This window comes from Psychrobacter sp. KH172YL61, from assembly GCF_007182895.1.
Classification (GTDB): Bacteria; Pseudomonadota; Gammaproteobacteria; order Pseudomonadales; family Moraxellaceae; genus Psychrobacter; species Psychrobacter pacificensis.
Genome location: NZ_AP019516.1, coordinates 2,478,126 through 2,501,994, shown reverse-complemented (window position 1 = coordinate 2,501,994; position 23,869 = coordinate 2,478,126). Strand labels below are relative to the sequence as shown.

The window sequence follows — 23,869 nt, the reverse complement described above, 5'->3', positions numbered from 1 at the left end:
TATAACTGTTAAGGAAGCATTATGACCAAGGCGATGATCAACACAGTCACGATAACAAAATCGGATATTCCAAATGGCGGTATGAAATCGTACAAGCAAGACGACGATAGTATCATTTTAATCACTCGTGATGATGATGAGTTCCATGCATTCGATGGTAAATGCCCGCATGCTGGTGCAGATTTGGGCGATGGGTTACGGTGTGGTCATCGAGTGGTTTGTCCTTGGCACCATGCAAGTTTTGATAGCCGCGATGGGTCGCTTCTAGAGCCGATAGCGACAGAAGGTTTGAAGCAGTATGAGCTTATCAATGACGGTGACAATGTGATGGTTGATACCTCAGCCACGATAAACAAGCCGATAGAAAACGACAAATTGACGGACACTCACACCATTATCGTAGGTGGCGGCGGTGCTGGGTTTATGACCGCGCATCAGTTGCGCCAAGGTGGCTATGGCGGCAAAATCACCATGATTAGCAAAGATGACAAAGCTCCTTATAACCGTCCATTATTATCGAAAGCATTTTTGGCAGGGAGCATGGATGAAGATAAGCTATTATTGGGCGAATCAGATTGGGCGAGTAGCAACGATATTGATCTGCACCTGAATCAAACGGTCAGCGAAGTATTGCCCAATGAGGCGACCATTGTCATAAAAAATGAAAACGGCGACAGCACGCGGCAAACAGCGGACTTCTTAGTGGTGGCAACAGGGGGCGTTGCCGATCACTCCGCCTATCAAAGGAGCAGATATAGACGGCGTCTATACCTTGCGTAGCATGGCAGATGCCAAATTGATCAAAGCGGCTAGTCATGACCAGCGCGTGGTAATTATTGGTACAGGTTTTATCGGTATGGAGACCGCTTCGGCATTGGCACAAGCAGGCACGACTGCTTCTATTACCGTGATTGGACAAGGCAGCCGTGTGATGAGCAATATCGTCTCAGAAACGGTGAGTAACGCCTTAATTAAGCTACATGAAGAGAAGGGTATTAACTTTGTGTTCGATGCAACCGTCAGTGAAATCACTAAGATTGAGCGTCAAGTGGACAAGGATGGAGATAGCAATAATCAGGCTTTCTCAAATGTAGGCGGTGTGACGTTGGCGAATGGCGAGCATATTGATGCTGATATTGTAGTCTTAGGTACAGGTGTGTCACCACGTACAGAGATATTGCATGAGGTCAATGATCCAGATGGTGTGCAAGTTGACGCTCATCTACAACTGCGCGATGGTATCTATGCGCTCGGTGATATTGCTAAACCTACTAACCAAATGGGTCGTATGCGTATCGAACATTGGCGCGTGGCGTTGCAGCATGGCATGGTCACAGCCGCTGCAATCCTAAACGATGACAATGTCGATTCGCTAGAGGCGCGCATTCCCTTCTTTTGGACCATGCAATATGGCAAAAGCCTACGCTATAGCGGTCATGCGCCAACGCCCGATCACAATATCCTATTTGGAACACCAGATACGCTCGACTATATCGAATATTATTTTGATGACGAAGGCGCGGATACACGTGCGAGTGCGGCAAGTACGCTTGGACGTGATAAAGAGCTGGTTGCTTTCTCTGAACTATTACGCCGAGGTCATGCACCAACGCGCGCACAGCTTAACGCAGGGTTTGATATGGTTGATCAGGCGCATGCATTATCGCGCTAGTACTATAGACAGATAAGTATTAGTATTTAAGCTGGCTTAGGAAACTAGGCCAGTTTTTTTATAAATAAAAAAGGAACACTATAATATGAATAAAAGTAATTTGAGCAAAGATGCCGTATTTTTACGTCAGGCTGACGCGAGTGATATTGACGCACTTGAGCGGTTATTGAACTGCTGCTATCGAGAGACAGCGGGCTGGACCAATGAGGCTGACTTAGTCGGCGGTATCCGTATCACGCCAGAGGAGCTGGCGAGTACGATTAATAATCCCGCACACTATCTGTTTGTCTATCCAAAAACCACGACAGGTGAGCGTGATGCAAAAGAGACAGGTGAAATACTTGGTTGTATCGCTGTCGATATAAAAACTGATGCCAACTCAAACAAAAAAGCCTATATCGGTATGTTTGCCGTGCATCCTGAACTGCAAGGGCAGGGCGTTGGCAATGAGATATTACAAGCGGCAGAGACGTTTGCCACACGACATCTGTTATCAACTGAAAATGGCACTGATAAACAGCCTGCACGCTTAACCATGTCAATCTTGAGCCACCGCCCTGAGCTTTTGGCTTACTATCAGCGCCGTGGCTATCAGTTAAATGGTAATAAAATACCGTTCCCAAATGATGGCAATAATGGCGAGCCTAAGCGCGATGACTTAGTGCTATTGGAGCTTGAGAAAATCGTTAACGCATAATAGCGGACTTTATGCGCCCCAAAAGTGACCAAAAGTCATAAACAGCCCAATGCTGAGCAAGATAAATGCCACGATAATTAAGCGCTTGAACCAGTTAAAAGCGGGCACGCGCGTGGCATTATCATCAGACATGAGAAAAGCGAATAAAAATAGCAAACTTCCTGCCAAGGTCATGATGCCTAAGCCCACGGGTAATATAAAAAGGTAAATCTGCCACACAGTCATCTCGCAACGGTCATTATTAAACGCATCATAGCAGTATCGGGATTGTGCTGTCTGTATGTGGTTTTACACTAAAGCAAAATAGACAATAAAAAAGGCCATTTGTTAAAAATAGCCTTTCTTCTGATTCAGTCTGTCTAACGCATCGTCACAAACTCTTCTGCACCGGTTGGATGAATAGCAACGGTATTATCAAAGTCTGCTTTGGTCGCGCCCATCTTCACTGCTACGGCAAACCCTTGCAGCATCTCATCGACACCGTAACCGATGCCATGTAAGCCGATGATTTTTTCTTCCTCACCTAAGCACACCAGCTTCATCACGCATTTTTGGCGATGCTGCGTCACCGCGCTATACATCGAGGTAAAGGTCGAGGTGTAGCACTTAATGTTGTCTTTGCCATGTAGCTTCACCCGCGTCAATCTCAGATAAACCAATAGTACCGATAGCGGGATGAGTAAATATAACCGTTGGTATCAAATCATAAATCAAATGCTCATCGGTCTTGTTGTTAAACAAGCGCTCAGACAGACGCCTACCAGCGGCGATGGCAACTGGTGTCAGATCAATGCTGTTTTCGATAATATCACCGACCGCGTAAATACCATCGACATTGGTATTTTGGAATTTATCGACTTTGATTTTGCCAAACTCGGTGGTTTCTACGCCTGTTACTTGTAGGTTGATGTTGTCAGTAGACGGCGCGCGCCCAATTGCCCAAATCAAGCAATCGACCGTATCAAGCGTGCCATCTTTAGTACATAGCTCTAAACAGCCATCTTCGTTTTTATTGACTTCGGTAAGGGTGGTGTTGGTATGCAGATGAATACCGTCTTGCTCCATCTCTATGAGCAAGGTCTCAACGATAGTGTGATCAAACGAGCGTAGCGGCGAATGCTGACGCACGTATAGATGCACCTCAGCGCCTAAGCTGTTCAGCACGCCTGCGATTTCAACAGCAATATAGCCTGCGCCTGCGATAGCGACGCGTTTGGGCAAATGAGTCAATTTAAAAAAACCATCAGAATCGATGCCGTGCTCTGCGCCTTTGATATTAGGCTTGATAGGATGACCGCCCGTCGCAATCAAAATATGGTCAGCAGTGATTTGCTCGCCATTGACCCTCAACCGTATTGGTATCGATGAATTTAGCAAAGCCTTTAATCACTTCCACGCCATTTTTGGCTAAGTTATTGTCATAAGCGCGATGAATATTCTCGATGTACTGCTGACGGCTTTGAATGAGTTTTTGAAAATCGAAATTCTTTAACTCAACCTCGAATCCGTAGTCTGGCGCGTACTTCTCAATCGCCTCAGCGACTTGCGCGCCGTACCACATCACCTTTTTGGGTACGCAGCCCCAATTGACGCAAGTGCCGCCTAATTGCTCCGCTTCGATAATCGCGCACTTTTGCCATAGCTTGCTGCACGGTTAATGGAGGCAATACCGCCGCTACCGCCGCCAATGGAAATATAATCATAATGCTTTGTCATTGTTATGTCTCTTCATTAAGTTTCGGTACAGTTTTGAACTCTATTGTAATGGGTATGGATAATCCATCTTACAAGTTTTTTATCATAAGGGTGTGCCAGCTAGCATCAGTTTATAAAAGTATTTAAACAAAAATAGCCTAACACATAATAATCTCATTTAAACCCACTTAAACCTGCCTAGACTATGGCACGCCGTCTATAAAATAACAGCCCAGGAATGGACAAGCCCAGTACCAATCCTGAGGTCACAAACAAGGCTTCGAATAAATACACCATCATTTGGCTAAATAACTCGTCTGAAAAGCCAAAGTAACCAATCTGCACCATACTGACCATTGCCTTATAAGCGGCGATACCTGGCATCATACAGATGACACTTGGGGAGATTAACGCTTTAGGTAGGGTGTATTTTTAGAAAAATACACCCCCAAAAAGCTGGCGAGCATCGCGCCAAAAAGCTGGCCACCACCAGATGTATATGCTGATAGACAAGCGCTGTTTTAAGTCCGAATCCCAGAGCGGTCATCAGCAAACACGGCAAAATATAGCGTTTGGGCACGCTAAACATCAGCGTCCAGCCAAGGGTAATGATGCAAGACAGCACAACGGTCTCAATAAACCACATCTAAAACCCCCAGTGCTGTATGCGTAGTAACACCAGCGCCATCACGATGCCCACACAGGCGGACAAAGTGAGCATATAAGTAAACACCGCCCGCCCAACGCCGATATTGACATAGCCCTTTAAGATATCGGATAAGGAGTTGATCAGCGGAAAGCTTGGAATCAGCAGCAGCACGCTAGAGGCAACGGCGATATCGGCGTTATTGCCAATATCAAAGTAATAGGTCGTCGCCCCGATCAAGGAGGCGATAAAAGCGGTAGCAATGACGGTGATAAAAGGGTTAAAGTGGTGCTTGGATAGATAAATACGGGTAAACATCGCTACCATACCCGCGATGAAGGTCACCGCCGTAATCGACCAGCTGCCGCCATTCAAATAAGCAAACGCCGCACAAGAAGCGCCGACAAATATACTGACTAGCCATGTCGGATACACGGTTTTATCCAACTCATCAAACGCAAGGGTTGTGCGGTCAATCAAATCATTATTATTGATAGTGGCTTCGGTTTTATTGACGATTTGCTGGATTTGCACCAATAAATTGACATTGATGCTTTGGTTGATGGTGTCTCGGGTGGTGGTGATACAGCGCTCATTACAGATAGTCGTCAAAGTGATCGCATTGAAATTTAGCGAACACTCGACGCTACTCATTCCCAATGCAAACCCCAAACGCTTCGATAAGTCCACTACCACGGCAGACTCAGCGCCATACTGCATAAGGAGTAAGCCGCAGCGCACGCATAATCGAGTGATGCGTTGCTGCTGTACGTAGCTGATAGAAGTCATTGGAGGAATATGCATATTGGCTGCGATATCGATATGGATAGAGGTAAAGATAGCATAACTTGCCTTGCTTATTTGCTACTATTATAAAGCGTAAACCACTGTCACAAGGGAGAATAAAATGCATATCGCTATCTTAACGCTGACTTTTGCGCTACCTGGCTGTAGCTCACTCAAAGAAAAGCGCCAACGTATGGGCGGCCTGCACGCGCGTTTTGGCAATACGCCAAGCGTTGCGGTCTGTGAGAGCGGCGCGCGTGATCAGCATAACGCCAGCGAATGGACGTTTGTGATCGTTGGGCTGTCTAAACGTGAGGTGGAGTCGCAATGTAGTCAGATTGAGGAAAAGATAGAACGGACGGTAGATGCGCGGGTGATGAATGTTGAGAGAGAGTTTATTTAATCAAAGCGATTTTATTATATTTTCTATTATCGTAAGTTATAGCTTAAGTGTGGTCTGATTTTTCTTAGGGTGTTTAACGGAATATTTAATGAAAGTTCTAACTTTGATAAAAATCACTCTAGGTGTATCTATTGGTCTTATGCTTTTGGCGTTAACTCAAGAAGCATACTGTACCGCCGAAGGTTGCATGCATTCAATGATGGCTTTTATTTTTGGCATATTTGGGATGTTCATTGGGGGTAATGAAACACTTACTTGGTTTGCTAATCCGTTATTAATTCTGGCATGGTTACTTATTAAGTATCGTAAAACATCTTTTTTATTGAGCTTATTATCTACTTTAATTGCAGTGTCATTCTTAATGTTTGATGAGGTAGTTGTTACTGAGGCGGGACATAGCAGTATGACTACAAGATATGCTCTAGGATATTGGCTGTGGGTAGGCAGTCATGCTGTCATGGTATTGGGCAATGTACTAATAATGATTAATGGACATTACTATTTAAAAACAGAAACGAAAAATGATTAAAATTTAGTGCAATCCTTGCTAGTAGTGTCTTCGATATTGAATATCGGTCTGCAAGTTAGGGTTGATGATTTATCTTAAGTTATGATGTTGGGGGTCGCAAGCTCCACGCCAACCTACGGATTGTAGGTGATTTCGTATTTAGATTGTAGGTTGGTGTCGAAGGATGAGACCCAACGAGATGGTTTTGATGAATATGAGACAGTTGGGTTTCTCTGGTTAACCTAATCTGCGAGCTAACCAACCTATAAGATAATATCGTAATATAAGGATTTAGGGAAAAATCTTGTTAAGAGTGATTCTAAGATAAAATCCAAGTCGCAATAGTAGATGCGAAAATAGCTTGAAGAGTAAGTATTGCAAACCAAGCTATAGATTTAGCGTAGTTCCAATTTAGTTTAGACTTAGCTTTAGCTAGAATTTTTTATCACCATTGTTTAAATGTATATAACTTAATTCATCTATTCTATCAATCGAATTTTCTAAAAATTTCCCCAGAATTCCTCCTGAAAAATAGAACATACCAATAATACCAATGGTTGATACCAAGTATTTCAGGTTGTTCACATTAACAGTGAAATCTAAATTGATTACTTCAATTAGATAATAGCAAGTGTAAGCCGATATAAGAAACATCGCTATGCTTGTAAATATTGGAAACCAGTGTGATTTACTTTGTAGCAGCACTATAAATTTATTTTTCTTATTGAGCTCAATCTCGGATATCCAACTATCTACTGTAAGTAGCATGTTTTTAGCAACTATAGAATCTATATGCTCAATTTGAATAGTTATGATTTGTCCTTTAAATAATCGATATAACAACCTTGTGGAATTATTCGATTTGGCTTTATGTTTAGCAGCAATTTTAGAAGTTATATTTATTAAAATTTTATAAGGCTGAGGTTTCTCAACATTAGAAAGACCCAGAAGCACATTGAAAGTAATAACAATGTTTTCTACAGGGGAAGTACTGCTTTTGTCATATCCTTGAAATCTGTCAATAGATGAAAAAACCTGCTTACTGTTATCAATATGAAATATAGTTATATTTTCGTTTCTACTTATTAGACCTCTTGCAAAAGTCATAATTTAAGCTCGGAATTAATGATACCAGCAAACAGCTTCATTCTAAGATCATAGCGCTGACGACGGTTGCGATATTTATGAGCCACGATTTTAAACAACTTGATTAAGCCTATTTTGTGCTCAACCACAATACGGAACTTTGCCAGATAGTGATTGGCCTGTTTGCATATCTCCAATAACTGACCACCACGAGGTTTCTTAAATGGTGTGAAAGTTTGGTTATGTAGCTTTGCTAACCCTTGATAACCACTGTCTGCTAGATAGTTAGTGTTCTCAGGTAACCAATCAGGACAAGTATCTTTATACAGCTTAAAATCGTGGATTGACCCTTTACAGGTTTGCACATCAAGTATCAAACCGGTTTGCCAATGAACGATAACCTGCGCTTTTAAGGTGTGTTGTTTTTTCTTACCGCTGTAGTAGTCTCTTTGGTTTTTTTGGACGCTCAATTGGGGTTTCGGTGGCATCGACAATGACGACGCTCCAATTGATGTCCTCATCGACACGACTAGGCAGCTTTTTAGGCAATTCAAACTTGCCAGAGTCAATCAGTGTGTCTTCTACTTTACGAATGATACGGCTAGCAGAAGACTCATGAATACCAAAGTCCATACTGATATGATAAAGCGTGCGGTATTCACGCCAATAAGTCAGGGCTAGTAGTATCTGCTCCTTAAGACTGAGCACACTTGGTCTGCCTGATTTGGTCTTAGATGCTTCATGCTCTTGCATGGCCTCAAGCATGTCATAAAAGGTGGCTTTATGAATGCCAGTGTAGCGTTTAAAACCAGCGTCACTTTGTTTGAGTAGCTTATCTATGTTTGGCATGGTTCTTAGACAACGATGAATGTTCTTCTTATTTTAATTCCCTCTGCTACTTTTGCAAGAGGTCTAATGTCGTAATCAATTTTATGCGACCATATCTTAAATGGTAAATGGCTTATATATGCGGCGAGTACATAAGGTATCTTTCCATGATTTTCTATATGCTTATAGGGGTATGGCGCATACTTTGGAGTAATATTAAAAGTGCCAAACTCAGCTATGAACTCAAATAAATATTGAGGTTCTTCGATAATATTAATAATAATATCAATTAAGTATGAAGAATGACCGTCTATATCTTCTTCTTCATCTGCAAGAAATAAATAATCATCGTAAGTGAAAGGTTTTGAGAGCCTACTTTTTGATCGTTCACTTTTAGAATTAATCAACGTTTCAATAAACTTTTTTAATATATAGTGAGCATCAAGATTAGTAATATTGCTTTCAGCTAAAATTGTTCTAATATTTAGATGGTCTCTAAACACAAAGTCATAGTATGTAAACTCAGTTTGATCGTCTGCGCTACGCCATATTGTAGCTATATCGGGATAGTCATTAACTGAAAGCTGAAGACTTTCATCAATATATAAAAAATGCTCGTAAACGCTGATAGCCGTGCTTGTGTCCATATTTCACACCCCTACACCCCTTAAATTAAAGTAGGTGCAAGGCAGTGACAGCATAAGGGTGTGTAAATAGCTGTCGTTCGGGTAATTAGTCCTAGCCTTGCATAGTCGTTATGCCATGCCTTCGGTTTTGATGGCATTGGCAAGTGTATTAGTGACCCATTGGTTAAGGCTCATACCGTGGCTGGTGGCAATAGTTGTTACTTGCTCGTGTAGCTCACTTGGCACACGGGTTACAAACTTACCTGAAAAGGATTTGTAAGGCTCAATGCCTTGTTCTTGGCAAACGTCCAAAAAGGTTTGCAATGACTGCTTACCCTCATTTTCTAAATCGGCAATGCTGTCACCATAAAAGTCTGCCCCACCATTTAGCCCTACAAATTCTCCACGGAATAACCCTAGTTCAGGGTCATATTGAATAAGTGCTTTATGGTCATTAATCATCATAATGTTTTGCATGATTATTCCTCATTATTAGTTACGGGGCGGTGTCTTTGGCTTCATCAATAGGGCTATACCCTAAACTATCTAGCCATTTACGAACGCTAGCGACTGCGCCCTTATCTGTTGTCGGTTGGGGGTGTGGTCGGTGATAAACTTGTACCTCACCATCTAACACTACAGCTATTCTTGATCCTGCCCGTTCGTTGACCTCTGCACCTAATGCTATAAATAAGGCTTCAATGTCTGCCCACTTTATATTTGCTGATATAGGCTTAGTAAAGATGATATTAAGTGTTTTTAGGTGCTTGCGCTGCATGTTATGTCCTTAGCTCTACGGTCATTATAGTATCATATAGTGATACTAACAACGGTTATTTAGCCTAGCTTTTGTTTCTGTCCTTTAAAGTCTGCACGGATCACATTATCTAGTTTGCCAGCATAGGCATCATCAATGAAGTTTGCCCACTGGTTCATCATGTCTATTCTGTACGGTAGGTGCTGTGCTCCGTTGTATGCCTTGCTGATCTTGTTTTCTTTTTCATGTGCTAGCTGTAGCTCTATTGCTTCGTGCATGTATTCCTGTTCATGTAGGGTAGTGCTGGCAAGTCCACGGAAGCCGTGCCCCGTCATACGTCCTTTATAACCCATGCGCCATAGGGCAGTGATAAAAGCGTTTGTACTGTATGGCTTACGGGTTGATGGATTAAAGAAAACGTACTGATCCGAAAAACCTAGCGCCTTGATCTGCTCCAGTATCGTCATGACTTGCGGTGCTAGTGGTACTAGGTGTGGTCTATCCATTTTCATCTTGTCGGCTGGTATGCGCCATATTTTGGCTTGGTAGTCTATTTCTGACCACTCCATAAGACGCAATTCTTGAGTACGTACAAACGTATAGCACATAAACCACAAGCCTAGCTTCACCAGTAGGTCACCCTCGTAGGCGTTAATATCTTGTAGTAGCTTTGGTAATTGCTGGCTGGTCACACGGCTGTGGTGCTTCACCTTATGCGGTTTTAATGCTTCGGTTAGGTCGGTGGCTGGGTTGAGGTTGGTTAAGCCCTCACGTATGGCTTGTTTGAATATCTGCCCTGTTTGACGCATTGCACGCCTTGCCATGTCACTAGCGCCCCTCGCTTCGATAGCTTTACCGATAGCCAAAACATCAGGCGCGGTTATGTCCTCTATGTTCATGTGACCAATGACGGGCTTAATATCGCGCTGGTACTGTGAGTAATCACGGCTATAGGTGGTAGGGGCTATGTGTGCTTTGCGGTCATCATGCCAACGCTGGGCTATGGTATCGAACGCCCTTGATCCGTCATTGTCGGCTTGTGTCTTTTTCTTATCGTCTTTTGGGTTGATACCATCAGCTATGAGTCTTTTGATCTCAATATTGCGCTTGCGTGCATCTTGTAGGCTCATGACTGGGTAAGTACCAATAGTGAGGGTTTGTTGCTTACCTTGCCAGCGGTACGCGCTGATCCATGACTTCACACCCGTATAACGAACCCATAATTGCAGCCCGTTACCGTCACTGTGTTTATCAGGTCGTTTTGTATCAATCGAGGTGGGGCTAGGTGATAGCTTGTTGATACTGGTATGGGTTAGGGGCATGGGTTTATCCTTTGTTGGTATTGTCCATGTTGGTACTGCTCAATACCAACAATAATACCAACATTCTATATGGAACGCCATACACCTATAAGACAGTGAAAACCCAAAAAACGCCCAAAATAAAGGGCATACGGTCTATGACGGTATGCCCTAATATTGTGTTTGGTCGGAACGGCAGGATTTGAACCTGCGACCACCACACCCCCAGTGTGGTGCGCTACCAGACTGCGCTACGCCCCGAATGACTGACTATTTTACGCAAAATTATGTATATTGCAAGGGCTATTTATATTAGTCAAAATCTACAATACCATTCTGCCTAGCATAGTCAGTCTAATTGCTACGCTGCTCGTGTTAACCTAACAATTCTTTTAGAATTTGGTTCACTTGCTGCGGGTTCGCACTACCGCGACTGGCTTTCATGACTTGACCGACCAAACCGTTAAAGGCTTTTTTCTTTACCGCCGCGATATTCTTCGACCATCGCTTCATTTTTTTGCAATGACGTCTTCGACCATGGCTTTGATAGCGCCCGTGTCAGTCTCTTGCTTGAGGCCTTTGTCTTTGATGATTTTGTCTGCGGCGTCATCGCCGTCGCCGCCTTCGCGCTCGTATAGCGCACTAAAGACTTTCTTAGCCAATTTGCCAGATAGCGTGTCATCTTTGATACGCTTAAGCATACCAGCCAACTGCTTGGCGCTGATAGGGGGAGTGGGTGATGTCTTTATCGTCTTTGTTCAGTGCGCCGAGTAAGTCGCCCATGACCCAGTTGCCAGCCATTTTGGCATCTGCTTGCCCAACTTCTGCGACCACAGCTTCAAAGTAATCAGCAATCTGACGACTACCAGTCAAGATACGAGCATCATATTCTGACAGACCAAGCGCTTCTTCAAAGCGTGCACGGCGAGCGACGGGTAGCTCTGGCATGGCTGCTTTGATCGCGTCAACGGTATGCTGCTCAATTCGGACAGGTAGCAAGTCAGGATCAGGGAAGTAGCGATAGTCGTTGGCGTCTTCTTTGGTACGCATGGTACGCGTTTCGTCACGCTCTGGATCATATAGCATGGTTGCTTGTACGACTTTGCCGCCATCTTCTAGGATGTCGATTTGACGCTCGATTTCACGATTGATAGCACGTTCGATAAAGCGGAACGAGTTTAGGTTTTTAAGCTCAGTACGTGTACCAAGCTCAGCGCCTGGCTTGCGTACAGAGACGTTGCAGTCACAGCGGAATGAGCCTTCAGCCATTACTGCGTCTGAAATACCTAGCCAAGTGACTAGCTGATGGATGGCTTTGATGTAGGCAAGCGCTTCGTGAGCAGAGCGCATGTCTGGCTCAGAGACGATTTCGATTAGTGGCGTGCCCGCACGGTTCAAATCCACACCCGTCATACCATCGACGGCATCATGGACAGATTTACCCGCATCTTCTTCTAGATGGGCGCGGGTAATACCCATACGTTTTGGATATTCGTTTTTCTCGCCTTCGTTGACCACAACATCGATGTATCCTTCACCTACGATAGGATTGGCCATCTGAGTGATTTGATAGCCTTTAGGCAAGTCAGGGTAGAAGTAGTTTTTACGATCAAATGTATTAAACAGACCCAGCTCAGCATTGACACCGATACCAAATTTTAGCGCGCGATCGACCACGCCAGCATTTAATACTGGCAATACACCAGGTAAGCCTAAGTCAACGATACTTGCTTGGCTGTTTGGCTCATGACCGAAGTCAGTTGGCGCACTTGAGAATATTTTACTTTCTGTATTCAACTGGCAGTGAATCTCGATACCGATGACCACTTCATAGCCATCGACAAGTAGCTCTTTACGCACGGCGTGCTCGCGGACGGCACTGTTATCAGTAGTAGCTGTACTCATTATACCGTCTCCCTTTGCGATGGTAGAGTGTTGTAGATGATGGTCGGTATGCTGCTGGAACAAATGCGCAGTCGTAAGCAATTGACTCTCTTGCCAGTGCTTACCGATTAATTGCAAGCCAATAGGTAGGCCTTCTGTCGTCAAACCTACTGGCTGACTGAGCGCAGGTAGACCCGCTAGGTTGACCGCGATGGTATAGACATCACCTAAGTACATGGTCGCAGGGTCGAGGTCTTCTGCCAGCTTATAAGCTGCGGTCGGCGCGGTGGGACTGGCGATGACGTCACAATTGGCAAAAGCATCATCAAAGTCTTTGACAATTAAGCGGCGGATTTTTGTGCTTTAGTATAGTAAGCATCGAAGTAGCCAGCAGATAGCGCATAAGTCCCCGTCAAAATACGGCGCTGTACTTCAGGGCCAAAGCCTTCAGAACGTGAGCGCGTGTATAGATCGATCAGATCCGTTGGGTTTTCACAGCGATAGCCAAAACGTACGCCATCGAAGCGTGATAGGTTCGAAGACGCTTCGGCAGGTGCTAGCATATAATAGGTGGCGAGCGTGATCTCAGGGTCAGTGATGTTTACTTCTACAATCGTTGCGCCCAGCTCTTCGTATTTCTTTAAAGCGGCACGTGCTGCTTGTTCGACTTCGCTATTAAGCCCTGTACTGAAATATTCTTTAGCCACACCAATACGCAAACCGTCAAATGGCTTATCACCAGCCGCAGCCTCTGCATCATTGATGTCTTGTACGTAGTTAGGTATGTCGTATTTGATAGAAGTGGCATCGCGCGGATCGTGCCCAATCATTGGCTGTAGCAAATAAGCACAATCTTTAGCGCTGCGTCCCATGCTACCAGCTTGATCCAAGCTTGAGGCATAGGCAATCATACCAAAGCGTGACACACGGCCATAAGTCGGTTTGATACCGGTTAGGCCACAGAATGAAGCTGGCTGACGAATAGAGCCACCCGTGTCACTACCGGTAGCAACAGGGACAAAACCTGCGGCAACGGCAGCGGCACTACCACCTGATGAGCCACCAGGGACGCGCTCTAGGTTCCAAGGATTGTGTACGGTGCCGTAGTATGAGCTACTGTTGTCTGAGCCCATCGCAAACTCATCCATATTGAGCTTACCTAAGCTAATCATGCCAGCTTTGTCGATGTTAGAGACGATAGTCGCGTCATATGGTGAGACAAAGTTATGCAGCATCTTAGAGCCACAAGTCGTTAATACGCCTTGGGTACAAAAGATATCTTTGTGCGCCATCGGTACGCCAAGTAGTGGACGCTGATCGCCTTGTGCACGCATCTCGTCAGCGGCTTTTGCTTGTGCACGTGCTGTCTCAGAAGTATGCGTGATAAAACTATTGATTTTGCCATCTAGCGCATCGATACGCTTGATGTAATGCTCGGTTAATTCTGCGCTGCTAAATTGTTTGTCTTGCAAGCCAGTAATTAGCTGCTCGGTACTTAATAAATGAAGTTCAGACATAAGGTGTCTTCCGTCAAAATGTGAATAGCATAAAATAAAATAGGATAATGGCAAATGCGTGGTTGTATTATTCAGCCACTATTATTCAATCACCTGAGGTACAAGGTATAAGCCATCTTCAACGGCAGGCGCGACTGACTGATTGCGCTCGCGATTGATATCGTGTTTGGCTACGTCAGCACGTAACTCTTGGCAAGCCTCATGGATATTGGCTAGTGGTTTGATGTCTGTTGTATCAACGTTAGATAAGGTATGCATCAATTTTAATACTTTACTGATATCGGCGGCATAGCTATCGGCCGTGCTTTCATCGACACCCAAGCGTGCAAGGTTGGCAACTTCTAGGATTTCTTCACGGCTGACAGTGTTGTCAGACGTTGCTGATTGCTGAGACATAGTTTCTCCAGTTAAGGACAGTTTTTGTTAGAGTAGGGATAAGGCAAATATATAAGCGCTCAAATGTAATTGGCTATAAAGTTGGCTTATTATAAAGCATCTGACCCAAGTTTACAGAGTATGAGGCTTGATTGATGCACAATATCAATCAACATCCGTATCAATCAGGGCAGAGTGCCGGCATAGCAATACGCAAATACTTGCAAAACTGACCGCATAATTCATGATTGATTTTCAATTGCTTCCCAATTAGGTTCTAAAATACGTTACAGTATGCACCTACTACTAAGCAAAACAATTATGTGCCTGTAGAACCTTGTTAGTTATCACATTAAAAGCAGTTTCATTGAGTTGAATGATAGTCACTACTATTTCAAACTTTGTAACAACTTTTAGCGTCTCAGACAAAAATCCTTGCTTACTGATGCAAATACCTATGTTTTTTTTGGAGCTAAATCGGTATAATTTAGCTCAGTTTTTCATTTCATCATTATTGCTTAGGTTTGACTGGTTGCGATGATTTACTTTCGCTCCCGTTAATGTCTAACGACGACCTGCTCAACACTGACGAGTAACACCTCAGTCAATCTCATTCGCCTCATTCGTAAGACGCTGGATATATTAGTCATGAACCTGTTTGGATTTTTATCAAATAATATCGCTATCGACCTCGGTACTGCGAACACCCTTATTTTTATTCCTAATAAAGGCGTCGTACTTGACGAGCCTACGGTGGTCGCATTACGAAGCAATCGTACTCAAAACCCGACCGTCGCTGCTGTGGGTATCGATGCCAAGCAAATGCTGGGTCGTACGCCTGCCAATATCACAGCGATTCGCCCGCTAAAAGACGGTGTGATTGCTGATTTTGAAGTGACGCAAAAATGCTAAAACACTTCATCACTAAGGTAAAAGCCAAGCGTTTTATGGCACAGCCTAACGTGGTGGTTTGTGTACCATGTAAGTCCACCTTGGTTGAGCGTAAGGCGATTCGTGAGGCAGTATCATCAGCAGGCGCGAGCAAAGTATTATTGCTAGAGGAGCCAATGGCTGCGGCTATCGGTGCTGGCATGCCTGTTCATGAAGCCAGTGGTTCTATGGTCGTCGATATCGGTGGTGGCACCACTGAGATTGCTGTTATCGCGCTATCTGGCTGCGTCTATGCTGAGTCTATCCGTATCGGTGGCGATATGTTTGATGAGGCGATTATTACACATGTGCGCCGTACGCATGGTTGTGTGATCGGTGAGACGACCGCTGAGCGCATCAAAAAAGAAGTTGGCTCTGCATTGAATGAAAATAGCCAGCTAGAAGTAGAGGTTCGTGGTCGTAGTATGGCAGAAGGCGTACCAAAAACCTTTATCGTCAATTCAGAAGAAGTACAAAAAGCATTGACTGACCCACTAAGCGGTATTGTCAGTGCAGTCAAAGTCGCTCTTGAGCAGACACCGCCAGAGTTGTCATCAGACATCGCAGAGCGCGGTATCGTATTGACGGGTGGTGGCGCATTGCTACGCGATTTAGATAAGCTTATCTCACAAGAGACGGGCTTACCAGTGACGGTAGCAGAAGACCCATTAACCTGCGTTAGCCGTGGTGGTGGTATCGCCCTTGATTTCATCAATAACAAAAGCTTGAATATGATTTTTGTCTAAACAGCTTTTGCTCATGAGCATGATTTCCTTGTTAGGATACCTATAATGCCTCATGGTTTATGCATCAATCATTGATGTAGCCGATGCGATGATAAGTAAATAACATTAAAGGTAGCCGACTGCGCTGCCTTTAATTGCATTAATCCATGCTAGAACCCAATATCACCGATAAACATTTATGCTCTAAATAAGTGCTATTGCTCATTTTAGAATTCTTAAATCAGACGACTTATGACTACAAGTATCTTTGCGCGCCAAGCGTTATCACTTCGTAAGACTGCCATTGTATTGATAGCAGCCTTAATTCTGATGTGGTTTGATAGCAAAAATTCGGAATGGTTCAATCCAGTACGTAGTACCAGTCATGCTGCCATGCAGCCTATTTATGAGATGTCTTTATTACCGAGCTATGCCAAGCATTGGGCGAGTGGTAGTTTGCAGTCAAAAGAAGCGCTGCGCCGCGAAAACATGCAGCTAAAATCGCAACTCATTCATGCACATGCCAAACTGCAGCAACAAGATTATATCTTGGCGCAAAACGCACGCTTGCAGGGGGATTTTATCCACCACGAAGCCTGAGCAGTTTGATCTCAACTTAGCTCAAGTCATTGGTACAGATACCAACTTACTCAGACAGATTGTTGTGCTCAATAAAGGCAAGCAAGATGGTGTACAAGTCGGACAAACGGTTATCGATGAAGATGGTATTTTAGGACAGATCATTAACGTCTATCCTAATACGAGCCGTTTGTTATTGATTACAGATGACCAGCAGTCAGTGGCTGTCACTGTCAAACGTACTGGTCAGCGGGCTATTGTGACAGGCCAAGGTATCCCATCTGCACTGAGCCTAAACTATGTTTTTAAGACTTCAGACGTGCGCGTGGGTGATGAGTTGGTATCATCTGGTTTGGGTGGGCGAATTCCAGCGGGCTATCGTGTTGGCCGTATTGCTCACATCAAAGATGGGCAAGCGGATAACTTTAGAATCATTGAGGTCACGCCTTCTGCAAACTTTATTGACAACGCTTATGTCTTGATATTACAAGACAAGATACTCACTAAGAGTAAGAGCAGTAGTCAATGAATTCTGATGTCATAACGTTTTAACCAATAATGCCAGCTGCCTTTTTTATCAAAATTTTGCCTATCGTACTATCTCATTATTACCCAATGCATCCTATAACAGCGGTCGCTACACAATCGAAGGTAAATACTCATGTCGTATCCTGATTCTGAGAATTCAACGGCACTGTTGATTGTGGTCATTGTTCTAAGCTTTATCATTGCTTCATCGCTCAATGTCTATCCGTTAAGCCCAAGTATGGCAACATTACGGCCCATGATTATGATTATGGTGCTGATATATTGGCTACTGTTCCAGCCGCGCTATGTGGGTATCTTTACCGCATTTACTATTGGGCTTATTACAGATTTGCTGATGGACACCCATCTAGGACAGCAAGCCTTTGCCGCTGTCGTGGTGGCACTAGTGATCAAAATTACTAGTATCTATGTTAGACAACTAAATACCATCAGCGCATGGTTGATAGCCAGTTTAGGATTAATTGTTTTTCAGCTAAATTTATGGATGCTGCAGATGTTTATCCAAAATACCTTTATCGCAAAATCTGCTTTGTCGCTTATGATGAGTATCATCAGCTGGCCACTTGTCTTACTGGCTCTACGCAAGTTTGCGCGTTAATGGTATTTATTAACTTATATGCAAAATATCTAAAAAATACATACCTCATAAATCTGTAAATAAAGAGAAGAGCGATGGATATCATTTTAGCGTCTGGTTCGCCGCGCCGTCGAGAGCTACTAGCAAGAGCACAGTTAGATTTTAGAGTATTGAGTGTAGATATTGACGAAACGCCGCAAGATGATGAATTACCCAAAGACTATATTGAGCGTATGGTCGCTACCAAAGCCATGGCTGCCATAGAGCAACTAAACGGCACATTAGAAATCGATGAGAACGGTACCAACGAATTAATTATCATTTTGACCTCTGATACCATCGGAGTGTTACCAGATGGCAAGACAGTACTGGTCAAACCGACCGATCGTGAGCATGCTTATAGCATGTGGCAGCAGATGTCAGATAATATCCATGAAGTATGGACTGCCGTACAAGCCACCAAAATACAGCGGCTACCTAAAGGAACAGAACACAATGCATCAAAGCGCACTCAGGCATTTCAAATTATCGACCAGCAGCAAATTACTGAGCGTACAGCAGTAACCTTTATACCATTGACTACAGAGATGATGAGCAATTATTGGGACAGTGGAGAGCCTGCTGATAAAGCGGGTGGCTATGGTATTCAAGGTTTAGGTGCTGCTTGGGTCAGCCGTATTAACGGCAGTTACACCAATGTCGTTGGATTGCCACTGGCGCAAACGCTGGCCTTAATCAAAGACATGACAGAAGGCAGTGAGGATATCGTTGACCCGTTATAATTATATATGCACATAATGACACGGTAGGGCAATGGGCAAGAGCAAGGCGCATTTGTTACACTGTCAATCTAATAGACGATGACCGTCTGATAAGAAAGCTGAGAGATAAGAGAAAAAACTATGTCCGAAGAGCTGCTGATTAATATTAGTCCAATGGAATCCCGTGTTGCGGTTTTAGATAATGGCATCTTGGGTGAGATTTATATTGAGCGACATCACAAACTGGGTTTGGTCGGCAATATTTATCTGGGCACAGTCGTACGTGTCCTTCCAGGCATGCAGGCAGCCTTCGTTGATATCGGTCAATCGCGGACAGCGTTTTTACATGTCAATGATATGCAGCGTGAGCCTCGCCCAGTTGCAGAAGACAAAAGCAAAGCCGCTACAAATGACAAAAAAGATAATAGTGACAATAGCGCCATCTTAGAAACATCCACGGATGGCTTAGCAGTCACGCCACCTGTTGTCAGTGCTCAAAGTACGGAGGTCGTGCCTGTTTCTAAGACCTTGATTCAGCATCGATTACACGAAAGCCAGCGTATCTTGGTACAAGTCACCAAAGACCAATTAGGCAGTAAGGGTGCTCGCTTAACGACCAATATATCGTTGCCATCTCGCTATCTGGTTTATCTACCATCAAGCGATCATATCGGTATATCACAGCGTATTGATGGTGAAGAAGAGCGCACGCGTCTGAAAACTGAGCTTAGTAGCTTAATGCAAACGGTCAATCTAAAAGGTGGACTCATCGCTCGTACTGCCGCCGAGCGTGTTCCTGTAAACAAGCTAGAAGAGGATATTTATTACCTGTTGCAGCTGTGGCGTACCATCTGTGCTCGTCGCCAAGAGATCAATCATCACCAAAGCTCAGAGCTGATTTATCAAGAACTATCGCTACCACTGCGCTCTATTCGTGACTTGGTACATGCTGATACCGAAAAAGTCATCATCGATAATACGCAAGTTTATGAACAAGTCAGATACTTTGCCAAGAGTTTGTACCGTTCATTTACGATAAAATCGTGCATTATACGGCAGAGCAGTCACTGTTTGACGTGCATCGGGTTGAAGATGATTTACGTGACGCATTGAAACGTCGTGTTGACTTGAAGTCTGGTGGCTATCTGATTATTGACCAAACAGAAGCAATGACGACGATTGATGTTAATACAGGCTCTTTTGTAGGCGGTCGCTCATTAGAAGACACCGTTTATAAGACTAATCTAGAAGCCACACATGCCATCGCACGTCAGCTGCGCCTGCGTAATCTAGGCGGCATTATTATTCTAGATTTTATCGATATGCTAGAGCAGCAGCATAAGGATGATGTACTAGAGAGCTTACAGGCGCAGCTAACCCAAGACTATGCCAAAACCAAAATTACGCAGGTTAGTGAACTTGGCTTAGTGGAGATGACGCGCAAGCGCACGCGTGAATCCTTGGGTCAGCAGCTTTGTGAGCCGTGCTCAACTTGCCAAGGTCGTGGGTTCGTTAAAACCGCAGAGACCGTTTGCTTTGAGATTTTCCGTGAGATCATGCGCTGCGCCCGTACTTATAATTCTCCTAAGAAATTCACAGTAGTGGCTCATGCTGCCGTCATTGATTTATTGCTGACATCAGAGTCAGATACAGTAGCAGATTTAGAGTATCTACTGGGTCGAGTGATTACATTTGACGTAGAAAATCTATATACCCAAGAGCAGTATGATATTGTTTTGGACTGAGATTACTGAGCCTACTGCCAGAGACTTGTTACAAGTATCTTGACCAACAAAACAGTTTTCTGAAAATTGAGGTCTTTAATTACGTCAGATATTGCCCTTGCAATACCTAAAATACTCTGTATAATACACACCACTGAATTATATATGCGCAGCTGACTAAAAAAGCTGGCGCTATGACAGCTGGAGCATCGTTTCTGGCACTATTTCATTATGCCTTTGCTGACATCCATTATAGGAGAGTTGGCGGGGCTTTAAACTATTTTGCTTTTGGCACGCTATAAGTTCGGATAAAGAACTCATTCTGGTTAAGAACAGAAGGCCGCTTTAAGTGAATATTTAACCAAACTGCTTTTGATCATAGTCTTGCAAACCAAGAATGACGAAAGCACATATTAGGAGCTTGCTGGCATGGCTAACCAGAGAATCCGTATCCGTCTTAAGTCTTTTGATCATCGTCTGATTGATCAATCTGCACAAGAGATTGTTGATACTGCAAAGCGCACCGGTGCGCAAGTTTGTGGTCCTGTACCGTTGCCGACTCGCATTGAGCGCTTCAACGTTCTAACCTCACCACACGTTAACAAAGACGCGCGTGACCAGTACGAAATCCGTACTCACAAGCGTATGGTTGATATCGTTCAGCCTACTGACAAAACTGTGGATGCGCTAATGAAATTAGATTTAGCGGCGGGTGTTGACGTCCAAATTGCTTTGGGTTAATGCACATTACACACCCAACCCATTAATATAAGATATAAAGAGGTCTAAAATGGCGATCGGTTTAGTCGGTAAAAAATGCGGCATGACCCGTGTCTTCACTGAAACAGGCGCATCTATTCCTGTAACAGTGGTTGAGGTCGATGCAAACCGCATTACTCAAGTAAAAAATACTGATGTAGATGGTTACCAAGCCATCCAAGTCACCACAGGTACCCGTCGTGACAGCCGCGTAACTGCTGCACAAAAGGTCACTTCGCGAAAGCTGGCGTTAAAGCTGGTCGTGGTGTTTGGGAATTTCGTGTCAACGATAGCGATCTTGAAGGTCGTGAGGTTGGCGGTGAGATTCTAGCTGACTTGTTTGAACAAGGTCAGATGGTTGATGTGACAGGACAAAGCAAAGGTAAAGGCTTCCAAGGTCCAATCAAACGTCACAACTTTAGTATGCAAGATGCTACTCATGGTAACTCAGTGTCTCATCGTGCACATGGTTCAACTGGTCAAAACCAGTCACCAGGTAGAGTATTCAAAGGCAAAAAGATGGCGGGTCAGATGGGTAACAAGCGTGTTACTGTTCAAGGCCTAGAAGTGATTTCGGTTGATGCCGAAAAAGGGTTACTTGTCATCAAGGGTGCTATCCCAGGTGCCACCGGTGGCGATGTTATCGTACGTCCGTCAGTCAAAGCCTAAGCAAGGGGATTAACGTGGATTTAAAAACAGTTACAGGTGCAGCGGTTGAGCTTTCTGATACGGCTTTTGGTCGTGAATTCAATGAAGCATTAGTGCACCAAGTCGTCACCGCTTATCTAGCTGGTGCTCGCCAAGGTACACGCGCTCAAAAAACCCGTGCCGAAGTTTCTGGCGGTGGTATCAAGCCATGGCGCCAAAAAGGTACTGGTCGCGCTCGTGCGGGCTCTATTCGTAGCCCAATCTGGCGTTCAGGTGGTCGTGCATTCGCTGCAAAACCACAAGATTGGTCACAGAAAGTAAACCGTAAAATGTATCGCGGTGCGATGCAGTGCATCCTAGCAGAATTGATTCGTCAAGAGCGTCTGATTTTGGTAGAAGAGTTGAGCGTTTCTGGGCCGAAAACTAAAGAACTGATTGCAAAGCTAAATGAGCTTGATGCACCACGTGCATTGATCGTCACCAAAGAAGTTGACGAAAACTTATACTTAGCTGCTCGCAACATTCCGCACGTCAATGTACTTGGTACAAACGAAGTGGATCCAGTGAGCTTGATCGCATTTGATAAAGTGATCATGTCAGTTGAAGCTGCGAAACAATTTGAGGAAGCACTAGCATGAACAACGCAAGACTTTATCAGGTCTTAAGAGGGCCTGTATTCTCAGAAAAATCTCAAATGCTTGGCGACTCACTTGGTGTGCAGGTATTTAAAGTTGACTCTAACGCTACTAAGCTTGAAGTCAAAAAAGCAGTTGAGTTGATGTTTGAAGGTGTTGAAGTTACTAAAGTAAACACTTTGAATGTTAAAGGTAAGACAAAGCGTTTTGGTAAAAGCATCGGCCGTCGTAACGACTATAAAAAAGCCTATGTTACCTTAAAAGCTGGTCAAGATGTACAAATGGCTGATGCTGGTGAAGAAGTCGCAAACACGACTGCCTCTACTAGTGAAACAGCGAATAACGAATAAGGATTACACTCATGCCTATCGTAAGAGCAAAGCCAACATCACCAGGCCGTCGTTTTGTTGAAAAAGTGGTGCATCCACACCTTTATAAAGGTCGTCCTTATGCAGCGCTTCTAGAATCAAAAAGTAAGTCAGGTGGTCGTAACAATAATGGTCGTATTACTACTCGCCACATTGGCGGTGGTCATAAGCAACATTATCGCATTATCGACTTCAAACGTACTAAAGACAATATCCCTGCTGTGGTAGAGCGTATTGAATACGATCCTAACCGTACTGCACATATTGCATTACTTAAGTATGCTGATGGCGAACGTCGTTACATCATCGCTGCTAAAAAACAAGCAGTTGGCGATACAGTAATGTCAGGCGAAACATCTCCAATACGTCCAGGTAACTGCCTACCGCTAAAAAACATCCCATTGGGTACTGTGATTCATAATATCGAACTTAAAATCGGTAAAGGTGCACAGATGGCTCGTTCTGCGGGTGCTAGCGTTCAGTTATTAGGCCGTGACGGTATCTACGCTATTTTACGTCTACGTTCAGGCGAAACTCGCCGTGTACACGTAAACTGCCGTGCTGTTATTGGCGAAGTTTCTAACACTGAAAACAACTTGAAATCACTTGGTAAAGCTGGTGCTTCACGTTGGCGTGGTGTTCGTCCTTCAGTTCGTGGTGTCGCGATGAACCCGGTTGATCACCCACATGGTGGTGGTGAAGGTCGTAACAAAGGTCGCCATCCAACTAGCCCTTGGGGTCAGAAGTCTAAAGGACTTAAAACGCGTCATAATAAGCGTACTGACAACATGATCATCCGCCGCCGCGCCAAGAAGAAATAAAGGAAGAATTTC

The 23,869-nt window shown here is 44.1% G+C and carries 22 protein-coding genes, 1 tRNA gene and 9 pseudogenes; 17 read left to right on the top strand and 15 right to left on the bottom strand.

Annotation, left to right across the window (positions count from 1 at the left end):
* Positions 1–21 precede the first annotated feature (21 nt).
* The 3 genes from PKHYL_RS13370 (at position 22) to PKHYL_RS13360 (ending at position 2,369) form a co-directional block, all read left to right on the top strand.
* On the top strand, positions 22–780 hold the full coding sequence (locus PKHYL_RS13370) for an FAD-dependent oxidoreductase (protein WP_240365376.1): 759 nt from the start codon (positions 22–24) through the stop codon (positions 778–780).
* The gene (locus tag PKHYL_RS13365; protein ID WP_240365375.1) at positions 722–1,672 is read left to right on the top strand and encodes an NAD(P)/FAD-dependent oxidoreductase; all 951 of its coding nucleotides are present in this window, start codon (positions 722–724) and stop codon (positions 1,670–1,672) included. Before PKHYL_RS13370 ends, PKHYL_RS13365 begins: the two co-directional genes overlap by 59 nt.
* 85 nt (positions 1,673–1,757) lie before the next feature.
* Entirely contained in the window at positions 1,758–2,369 is a 612-nt protein-coding gene (locus tag PKHYL_RS13360; protein WP_071003115.1) for a GNAT family N-acetyltransferase, read from the top strand.
* A 9-nt stretch (positions 2,370–2,378) separates the two neighbouring features.
* Here the strand turns inward: PKHYL_RS13360 and PKHYL_RS13355 are convergent, their stop codons facing one another.
* From PKHYL_RS13355 to PKHYL_RS13340, 4 genes and pseudogenes are all read right to left on the bottom strand, one after another.
* The gene (locus PKHYL_RS13355) at positions 2,379–2,594 is read right to left on the bottom strand and encodes a hypothetical protein (protein ID WP_071003117.1); all 216 of its coding nucleotides are present in this window, start codon (positions 2,592–2,594) and stop codon (positions 2,379–2,381) included.
* A gap of 134 nt (positions 2,595–2,728) precedes the next feature.
* Positions 2,729–4,085: pseudogene (gorA, locus tag PKHYL_RS13350) on the bottom strand (glutathione-disulfide reductase).
* Between the two features lie 177 nt (positions 4,086–4,262).
* Positions 4,263–4,710, bottom strand: a pseudogene (locus tag PKHYL_RS18235) (threonine/serine exporter family protein).
* The gene (locus PKHYL_RS13340; protein WP_025645975.1) at positions 4,711–5,499 is read right to left on the bottom strand and encodes a threonine/serine ThrE exporter family protein; all 789 of its coding nucleotides are present in this window, start codon (positions 5,497–5,499) and stop codon (positions 4,711–4,713) included.
* 118 nt (positions 5,500–5,617) lie between these two features.
* Here PKHYL_RS13340 and PKHYL_RS13335 point away from each other — a divergent pair, with 118 nt between their 5' ends.
* Positions 5,618–5,899, top strand: coding sequence for a DUF503 domain-containing protein (locus tag PKHYL_RS13335; RefSeq protein WP_071003121.1), 282 nt, complete (start codon positions 5,618–5,620; stop codon positions 5,897–5,899).
* A gap of 88 nt (positions 5,900–5,987) precedes the next feature.
* Entirely contained in the window at positions 5,988–6,428 is a 441-nt protein-coding gene (locus PKHYL_RS13330) for a hypothetical protein (RefSeq protein WP_071003125.1), read from the top strand.
* Positions 6,429–6,839: 411 nt separating this feature from the next.
* Here the strand turns inward: PKHYL_RS13330 and PKHYL_RS13325 are convergent, their stop codons facing one another.
* The 11 genes and pseudogenes from PKHYL_RS13325 to gatC all read right to left on the bottom strand — a co-directional run bounded on the left by PKHYL_RS13325 (position 6,840) and on the right by gatC (position 14,802).
* Positions 6,840–7,514 carry a hypothetical protein gene (locus tag PKHYL_RS13325; RefSeq protein ID WP_240365374.1) on the bottom strand — a complete coding sequence of 225 codons (675 nt, stop codon included), beginning with the start codon at positions 7,512–7,514 and terminating at the stop codon, positions 6,840–6,842.
* Positions 7,511–7,963 carry a transposase family protein gene (locus tag PKHYL_RS13320; protein ID WP_240365373.1) on the bottom strand — a complete coding sequence of 151 codons (453 nt, stop codon included), beginning with the start codon at positions 7,961–7,963 and terminating at the stop codon, positions 7,511–7,513. The genes PKHYL_RS13325 and PKHYL_RS13320 overlap by 4 nt, the downstream gene beginning before the upstream one ends.
* Entirely contained in the window at positions 7,923–8,342 is a 420-nt protein-coding gene (locus PKHYL_RS13315) for a transposase family protein (protein ID WP_240365372.1), read from the bottom strand. Before PKHYL_RS13315 ends, PKHYL_RS13320 begins: the two co-directional genes overlap by 41 nt.
* Positions 8,343–8,347: 5 nt before the next feature.
* A complete protein-coding gene (locus PKHYL_RS13310) occupies positions 8,348–8,968 on the bottom strand; it encodes a hypothetical protein (RefSeq protein WP_071003128.1) in 621 nt (206 codons plus the stop codon).
* 108 nt (positions 8,969–9,076) lie between these two features.
* Positions 9,077–9,424: a type II toxin-antitoxin system HicB family antitoxin gene (locus PKHYL_RS13305; protein ID WP_071003129.1), complete on the bottom strand. Its 348-nt coding sequence runs from the start codon at positions 9,422–9,424 to the stop codon at positions 9,077–9,079.
* Between the two features lie 19 nt (positions 9,425–9,443).
* A complete protein-coding gene (locus PKHYL_RS13300) occupies positions 9,444–9,725 on the bottom strand; it encodes a type II toxin-antitoxin system HicA family toxin (protein ID WP_240365371.1) in 282 nt (93 codons plus the stop codon).
* A gap of 59 nt (positions 9,726–9,784) precedes the next feature.
* On the bottom strand, positions 9,785–11,026 hold the full coding sequence (locus PKHYL_RS13295; RefSeq protein ID WP_071003131.1) for a tyrosine-type recombinase/integrase: 1,242 nt from the start codon (positions 11,024–11,026) through the stop codon (positions 9,785–9,787).
* Between the two features lie 163 nt (positions 11,027–11,189).
* Positions 11,190–11,266: transfer RNA gene (locus PKHYL_RS13290), tRNA-Pro, on the bottom strand.
* A 114-nt stretch (positions 11,267–11,380) separates the two neighbouring features.
* Positions 11,381–12,910 (bottom strand): annotated as a pseudogene (gatB, locus tag PKHYL_RS13280) (Asp-tRNA(Asn)/Glu-tRNA(Gln) amidotransferase subunit GatB).
* Positions 12,911–12,922: 12 nt separating this feature from the next.
* Positions 12,923–14,406 (bottom strand): annotated as a pseudogene (gatA, locus tag PKHYL_RS13275) (Asp-tRNA(Asn)/Glu-tRNA(Gln) amidotransferase subunit GatA); the annotation flags it as partial.
* Between the two features lie 81 nt (positions 14,407–14,487).
* Positions 14,488–14,802, bottom strand: coding sequence for an Asp-tRNA(Asn)/Glu-tRNA(Gln) amidotransferase subunit GatC (gene gatC / locus PKHYL_RS13270; protein ID WP_071003135.1), 315 nt, complete (start codon positions 14,800–14,802; stop codon positions 14,488–14,490).
* 618 nt (positions 14,803–15,420) lie between these two features.
* Here gatC and PKHYL_RS13265 point away from each other — a divergent pair.
* The 12 genes and pseudogenes from PKHYL_RS13265 to rplB all read left to right on the top strand — a co-directional run bounded on the left by PKHYL_RS13265 (position 15,421) and on the right by rplB (position 23,857).
* Positions 15,421–16,457: pseudogene (locus PKHYL_RS13265) on the top strand (rod shape-determining protein).
* Positions 16,458–16,688: 231 nt separating this feature from the next.
* Positions 16,689–17,544: pseudogene (gene mreC, locus PKHYL_RS13260) on the top strand (rod shape-determining protein MreC).
* A gap of 132 nt (positions 17,545–17,676) precedes the next feature.
* The gene (gene mreD / locus PKHYL_RS13255) at positions 17,677–18,162 is read left to right on the top strand and encodes a rod shape-determining protein MreD (protein WP_071003141.1); all 486 of its coding nucleotides are present in this window, start codon (positions 17,677–17,679) and stop codon (positions 18,160–18,162) included.
* A 74-nt stretch (positions 18,163–18,236) separates the two neighbouring features.
* Positions 18,237–18,923, top strand: a complete 687-nt coding sequence (locus tag PKHYL_RS13250; RefSeq protein WP_071003143.1) for a Maf family protein — start codon at positions 18,237–18,239, stop codon at positions 18,921–18,923.
* A 120-nt stretch (positions 18,924–19,043) separates the two neighbouring features.
* Positions 19,044–19,313: pseudogene (locus PKHYL_RS19015) on the top strand (Rne/Rng family ribonuclease); the annotation flags it as partial.
* Positions 19,314–19,412: 99 nt separating this feature from the next.
* A pseudogene (locus PKHYL_RS19010) lies at positions 19,413–20,293 on the top strand (Rne/Rng family ribonuclease); the annotation flags it as partial.
* Positions 20,294–20,335: 42 nt separating this feature from the next.
* A complete protein-coding gene (locus PKHYL_RS19005) occupies positions 20,336–20,647 on the top strand; it encodes a hypothetical protein (RefSeq protein WP_442966162.1) in 312 nt (103 codons plus the stop codon).
* Positions 20,648–21,055: 408 nt separating this feature from the next.
* On the top strand, positions 21,056–21,367 hold the full coding sequence (gene rpsJ, locus PKHYL_RS13235) for a 30S ribosomal protein S10 (protein ID WP_010196670.1): 312 nt from the start codon (positions 21,056–21,058) through the stop codon (positions 21,365–21,367).
* Positions 21,368–21,416: 49 nt separating this feature from the next.
* Positions 21,417–22,054: pseudogene (rplC, locus tag PKHYL_RS13230) on the top strand (50S ribosomal protein L3).
* A gap of 14 nt (positions 22,055–22,068) precedes the next feature.
* The gene (gene rplD / locus PKHYL_RS13225) at positions 22,069–22,671 is read left to right on the top strand and encodes a 50S ribosomal protein L4 (RefSeq protein ID WP_058025577.1); all 603 of its coding nucleotides are present in this window, start codon (positions 22,069–22,071) and stop codon (positions 22,669–22,671) included.
* Positions 22,668–23,018 (top strand): 50S ribosomal protein L23, encoded by a 351-nt coding sequence (gene rplW, locus PKHYL_RS13220; protein ID WP_071003149.1) that lies wholly within the window; start codon positions 22,668–22,670, stop codon positions 23,016–23,018. Before rplD ends, rplW begins: the two co-directional genes overlap by 4 nt.
* A gap of 11 nt (positions 23,019–23,029) precedes the next feature.
* Positions 23,030–23,857, top strand: a complete 828-nt coding sequence (gene rplB / locus PKHYL_RS13215; protein WP_058025575.1) for a 50S ribosomal protein L2 — start codon at positions 23,030–23,032, stop codon at positions 23,855–23,857.
* The last annotated feature ends 12 nt before the right edge of the window (positions 23,858–23,869 follow it).

Bases quoted from the DNA above. Each gene is read 5' to 3' on its own strand.
- PKHYL_RS13330 (WP_071003125.1), top strand. From the start codon at position 5,988: ATGAAAGTTCTAACTTTGATAAAAATCACTCTAGGTGTATCTATTGGT.
- rpsJ (WP_010196670.1), top strand. From the start codon at position 21,056: ATGGCTAACCAGAGAATCCGTATCCGTCTTAAGTCTTTTGATCATCGT.
- PKHYL_RS13370 (WP_240365376.1), top strand. From the start codon at position 22: ATGACCAAGGCGATGATCAACACAGTCACGATAACAAAATCGGATATT.
- PKHYL_RS13310 (WP_071003128.1), bottom strand. From the start codon at position 8,968: ATGGACACAAGCACGGCTATCAGCGTTTACGAGCATTTTTTATATATT.
- PKHYL_RS13360 (WP_071003115.1), top strand. From the start codon at position 1,758: ATGAATAAAAGTAATTTGAGCAAAGATGCCGTATTTTTACGTCAGGCT.
- PKHYL_RS13335 (WP_071003121.1), top strand. From the start codon at position 5,618: ATGCATATCGCTATCTTAACGCTGACTTTTGCGCTACCTGGCTGTAGC.
- gatC (WP_071003135.1), bottom strand. From the start codon at position 14,802: ATGTCTCAGCAATCAGCAACGTCTGACAACACTGTCAGCCGTGAAGAA.
- PKHYL_RS13340 (WP_025645975.1), bottom strand. From the start codon at position 5,499: ATGACTTCTATCAGCTACGTACAGCAGCAACGCATCACTCGATTATGC.
- rplW (WP_071003149.1), top strand. From the start codon at position 22,668: ATGAACAACGCAAGACTTTATCAGGTCTTAAGAGGGCCTGTATTCTCA.
- PKHYL_RS13300 (WP_240365371.1), bottom strand. From the start codon at position 9,725: ATGCAGCGCAAGCACCTAAAAACACTTAATATCATCTTTACTAAGCCT.
- rplB (WP_058025575.1), top strand. From the start codon at position 23,030: ATGCCTATCGTAAGAGCAAAGCCAACATCACCAGGCCGTCGTTTTGTT.
- mreD (WP_071003141.1), top strand. From the start codon at position 17,677: ATGTCGTATCCTGATTCTGAGAATTCAACGGCACTGTTGATTGTGGTC.
- PKHYL_RS13305 (WP_071003129.1), bottom strand. From the start codon at position 9,424: ATGCAAAACATTATGATGATTAATGACCATAAAGCACTTATTCAATAT.
- PKHYL_RS13325 (WP_240365374.1), bottom strand. From the start codon at position 7,514: ATGACTTTTGCAAGAGGTCTAATAAGTAGAAACGAAAATATAACTATA.
- PKHYL_RS13250 (WP_071003143.1), top strand. From the start codon at position 18,237: ATGGATATCATTTTAGCGTCTGGTTCGCCGCGCCGTCGAGAGCTACTA.
- PKHYL_RS13315 (WP_240365372.1), bottom strand. From the start codon at position 8,342: ATGCCAAACATAGATAAGCTACTCAAACAAAGTGACGCTGGTTTTAAA.
- PKHYL_RS13295 (WP_071003131.1), bottom strand. From the start codon at position 11,026: ATGCCCCTAACCCATACCAGTATCAACAAGCTATCACCTAGCCCCACC.
- PKHYL_RS13355 (WP_071003117.1), bottom strand. From the start codon at position 2,594: ATGACTGTGTGGCAGATTTACCTTTTTATATTACCCGTGGGCTTAGGC.
- PKHYL_RS19005 (WP_442966162.1), top strand. From the start codon at position 20,336: ATGACGCGCAAGCGCACGCGTGAATCCTTGGGTCAGCAGCTTTGTGAG.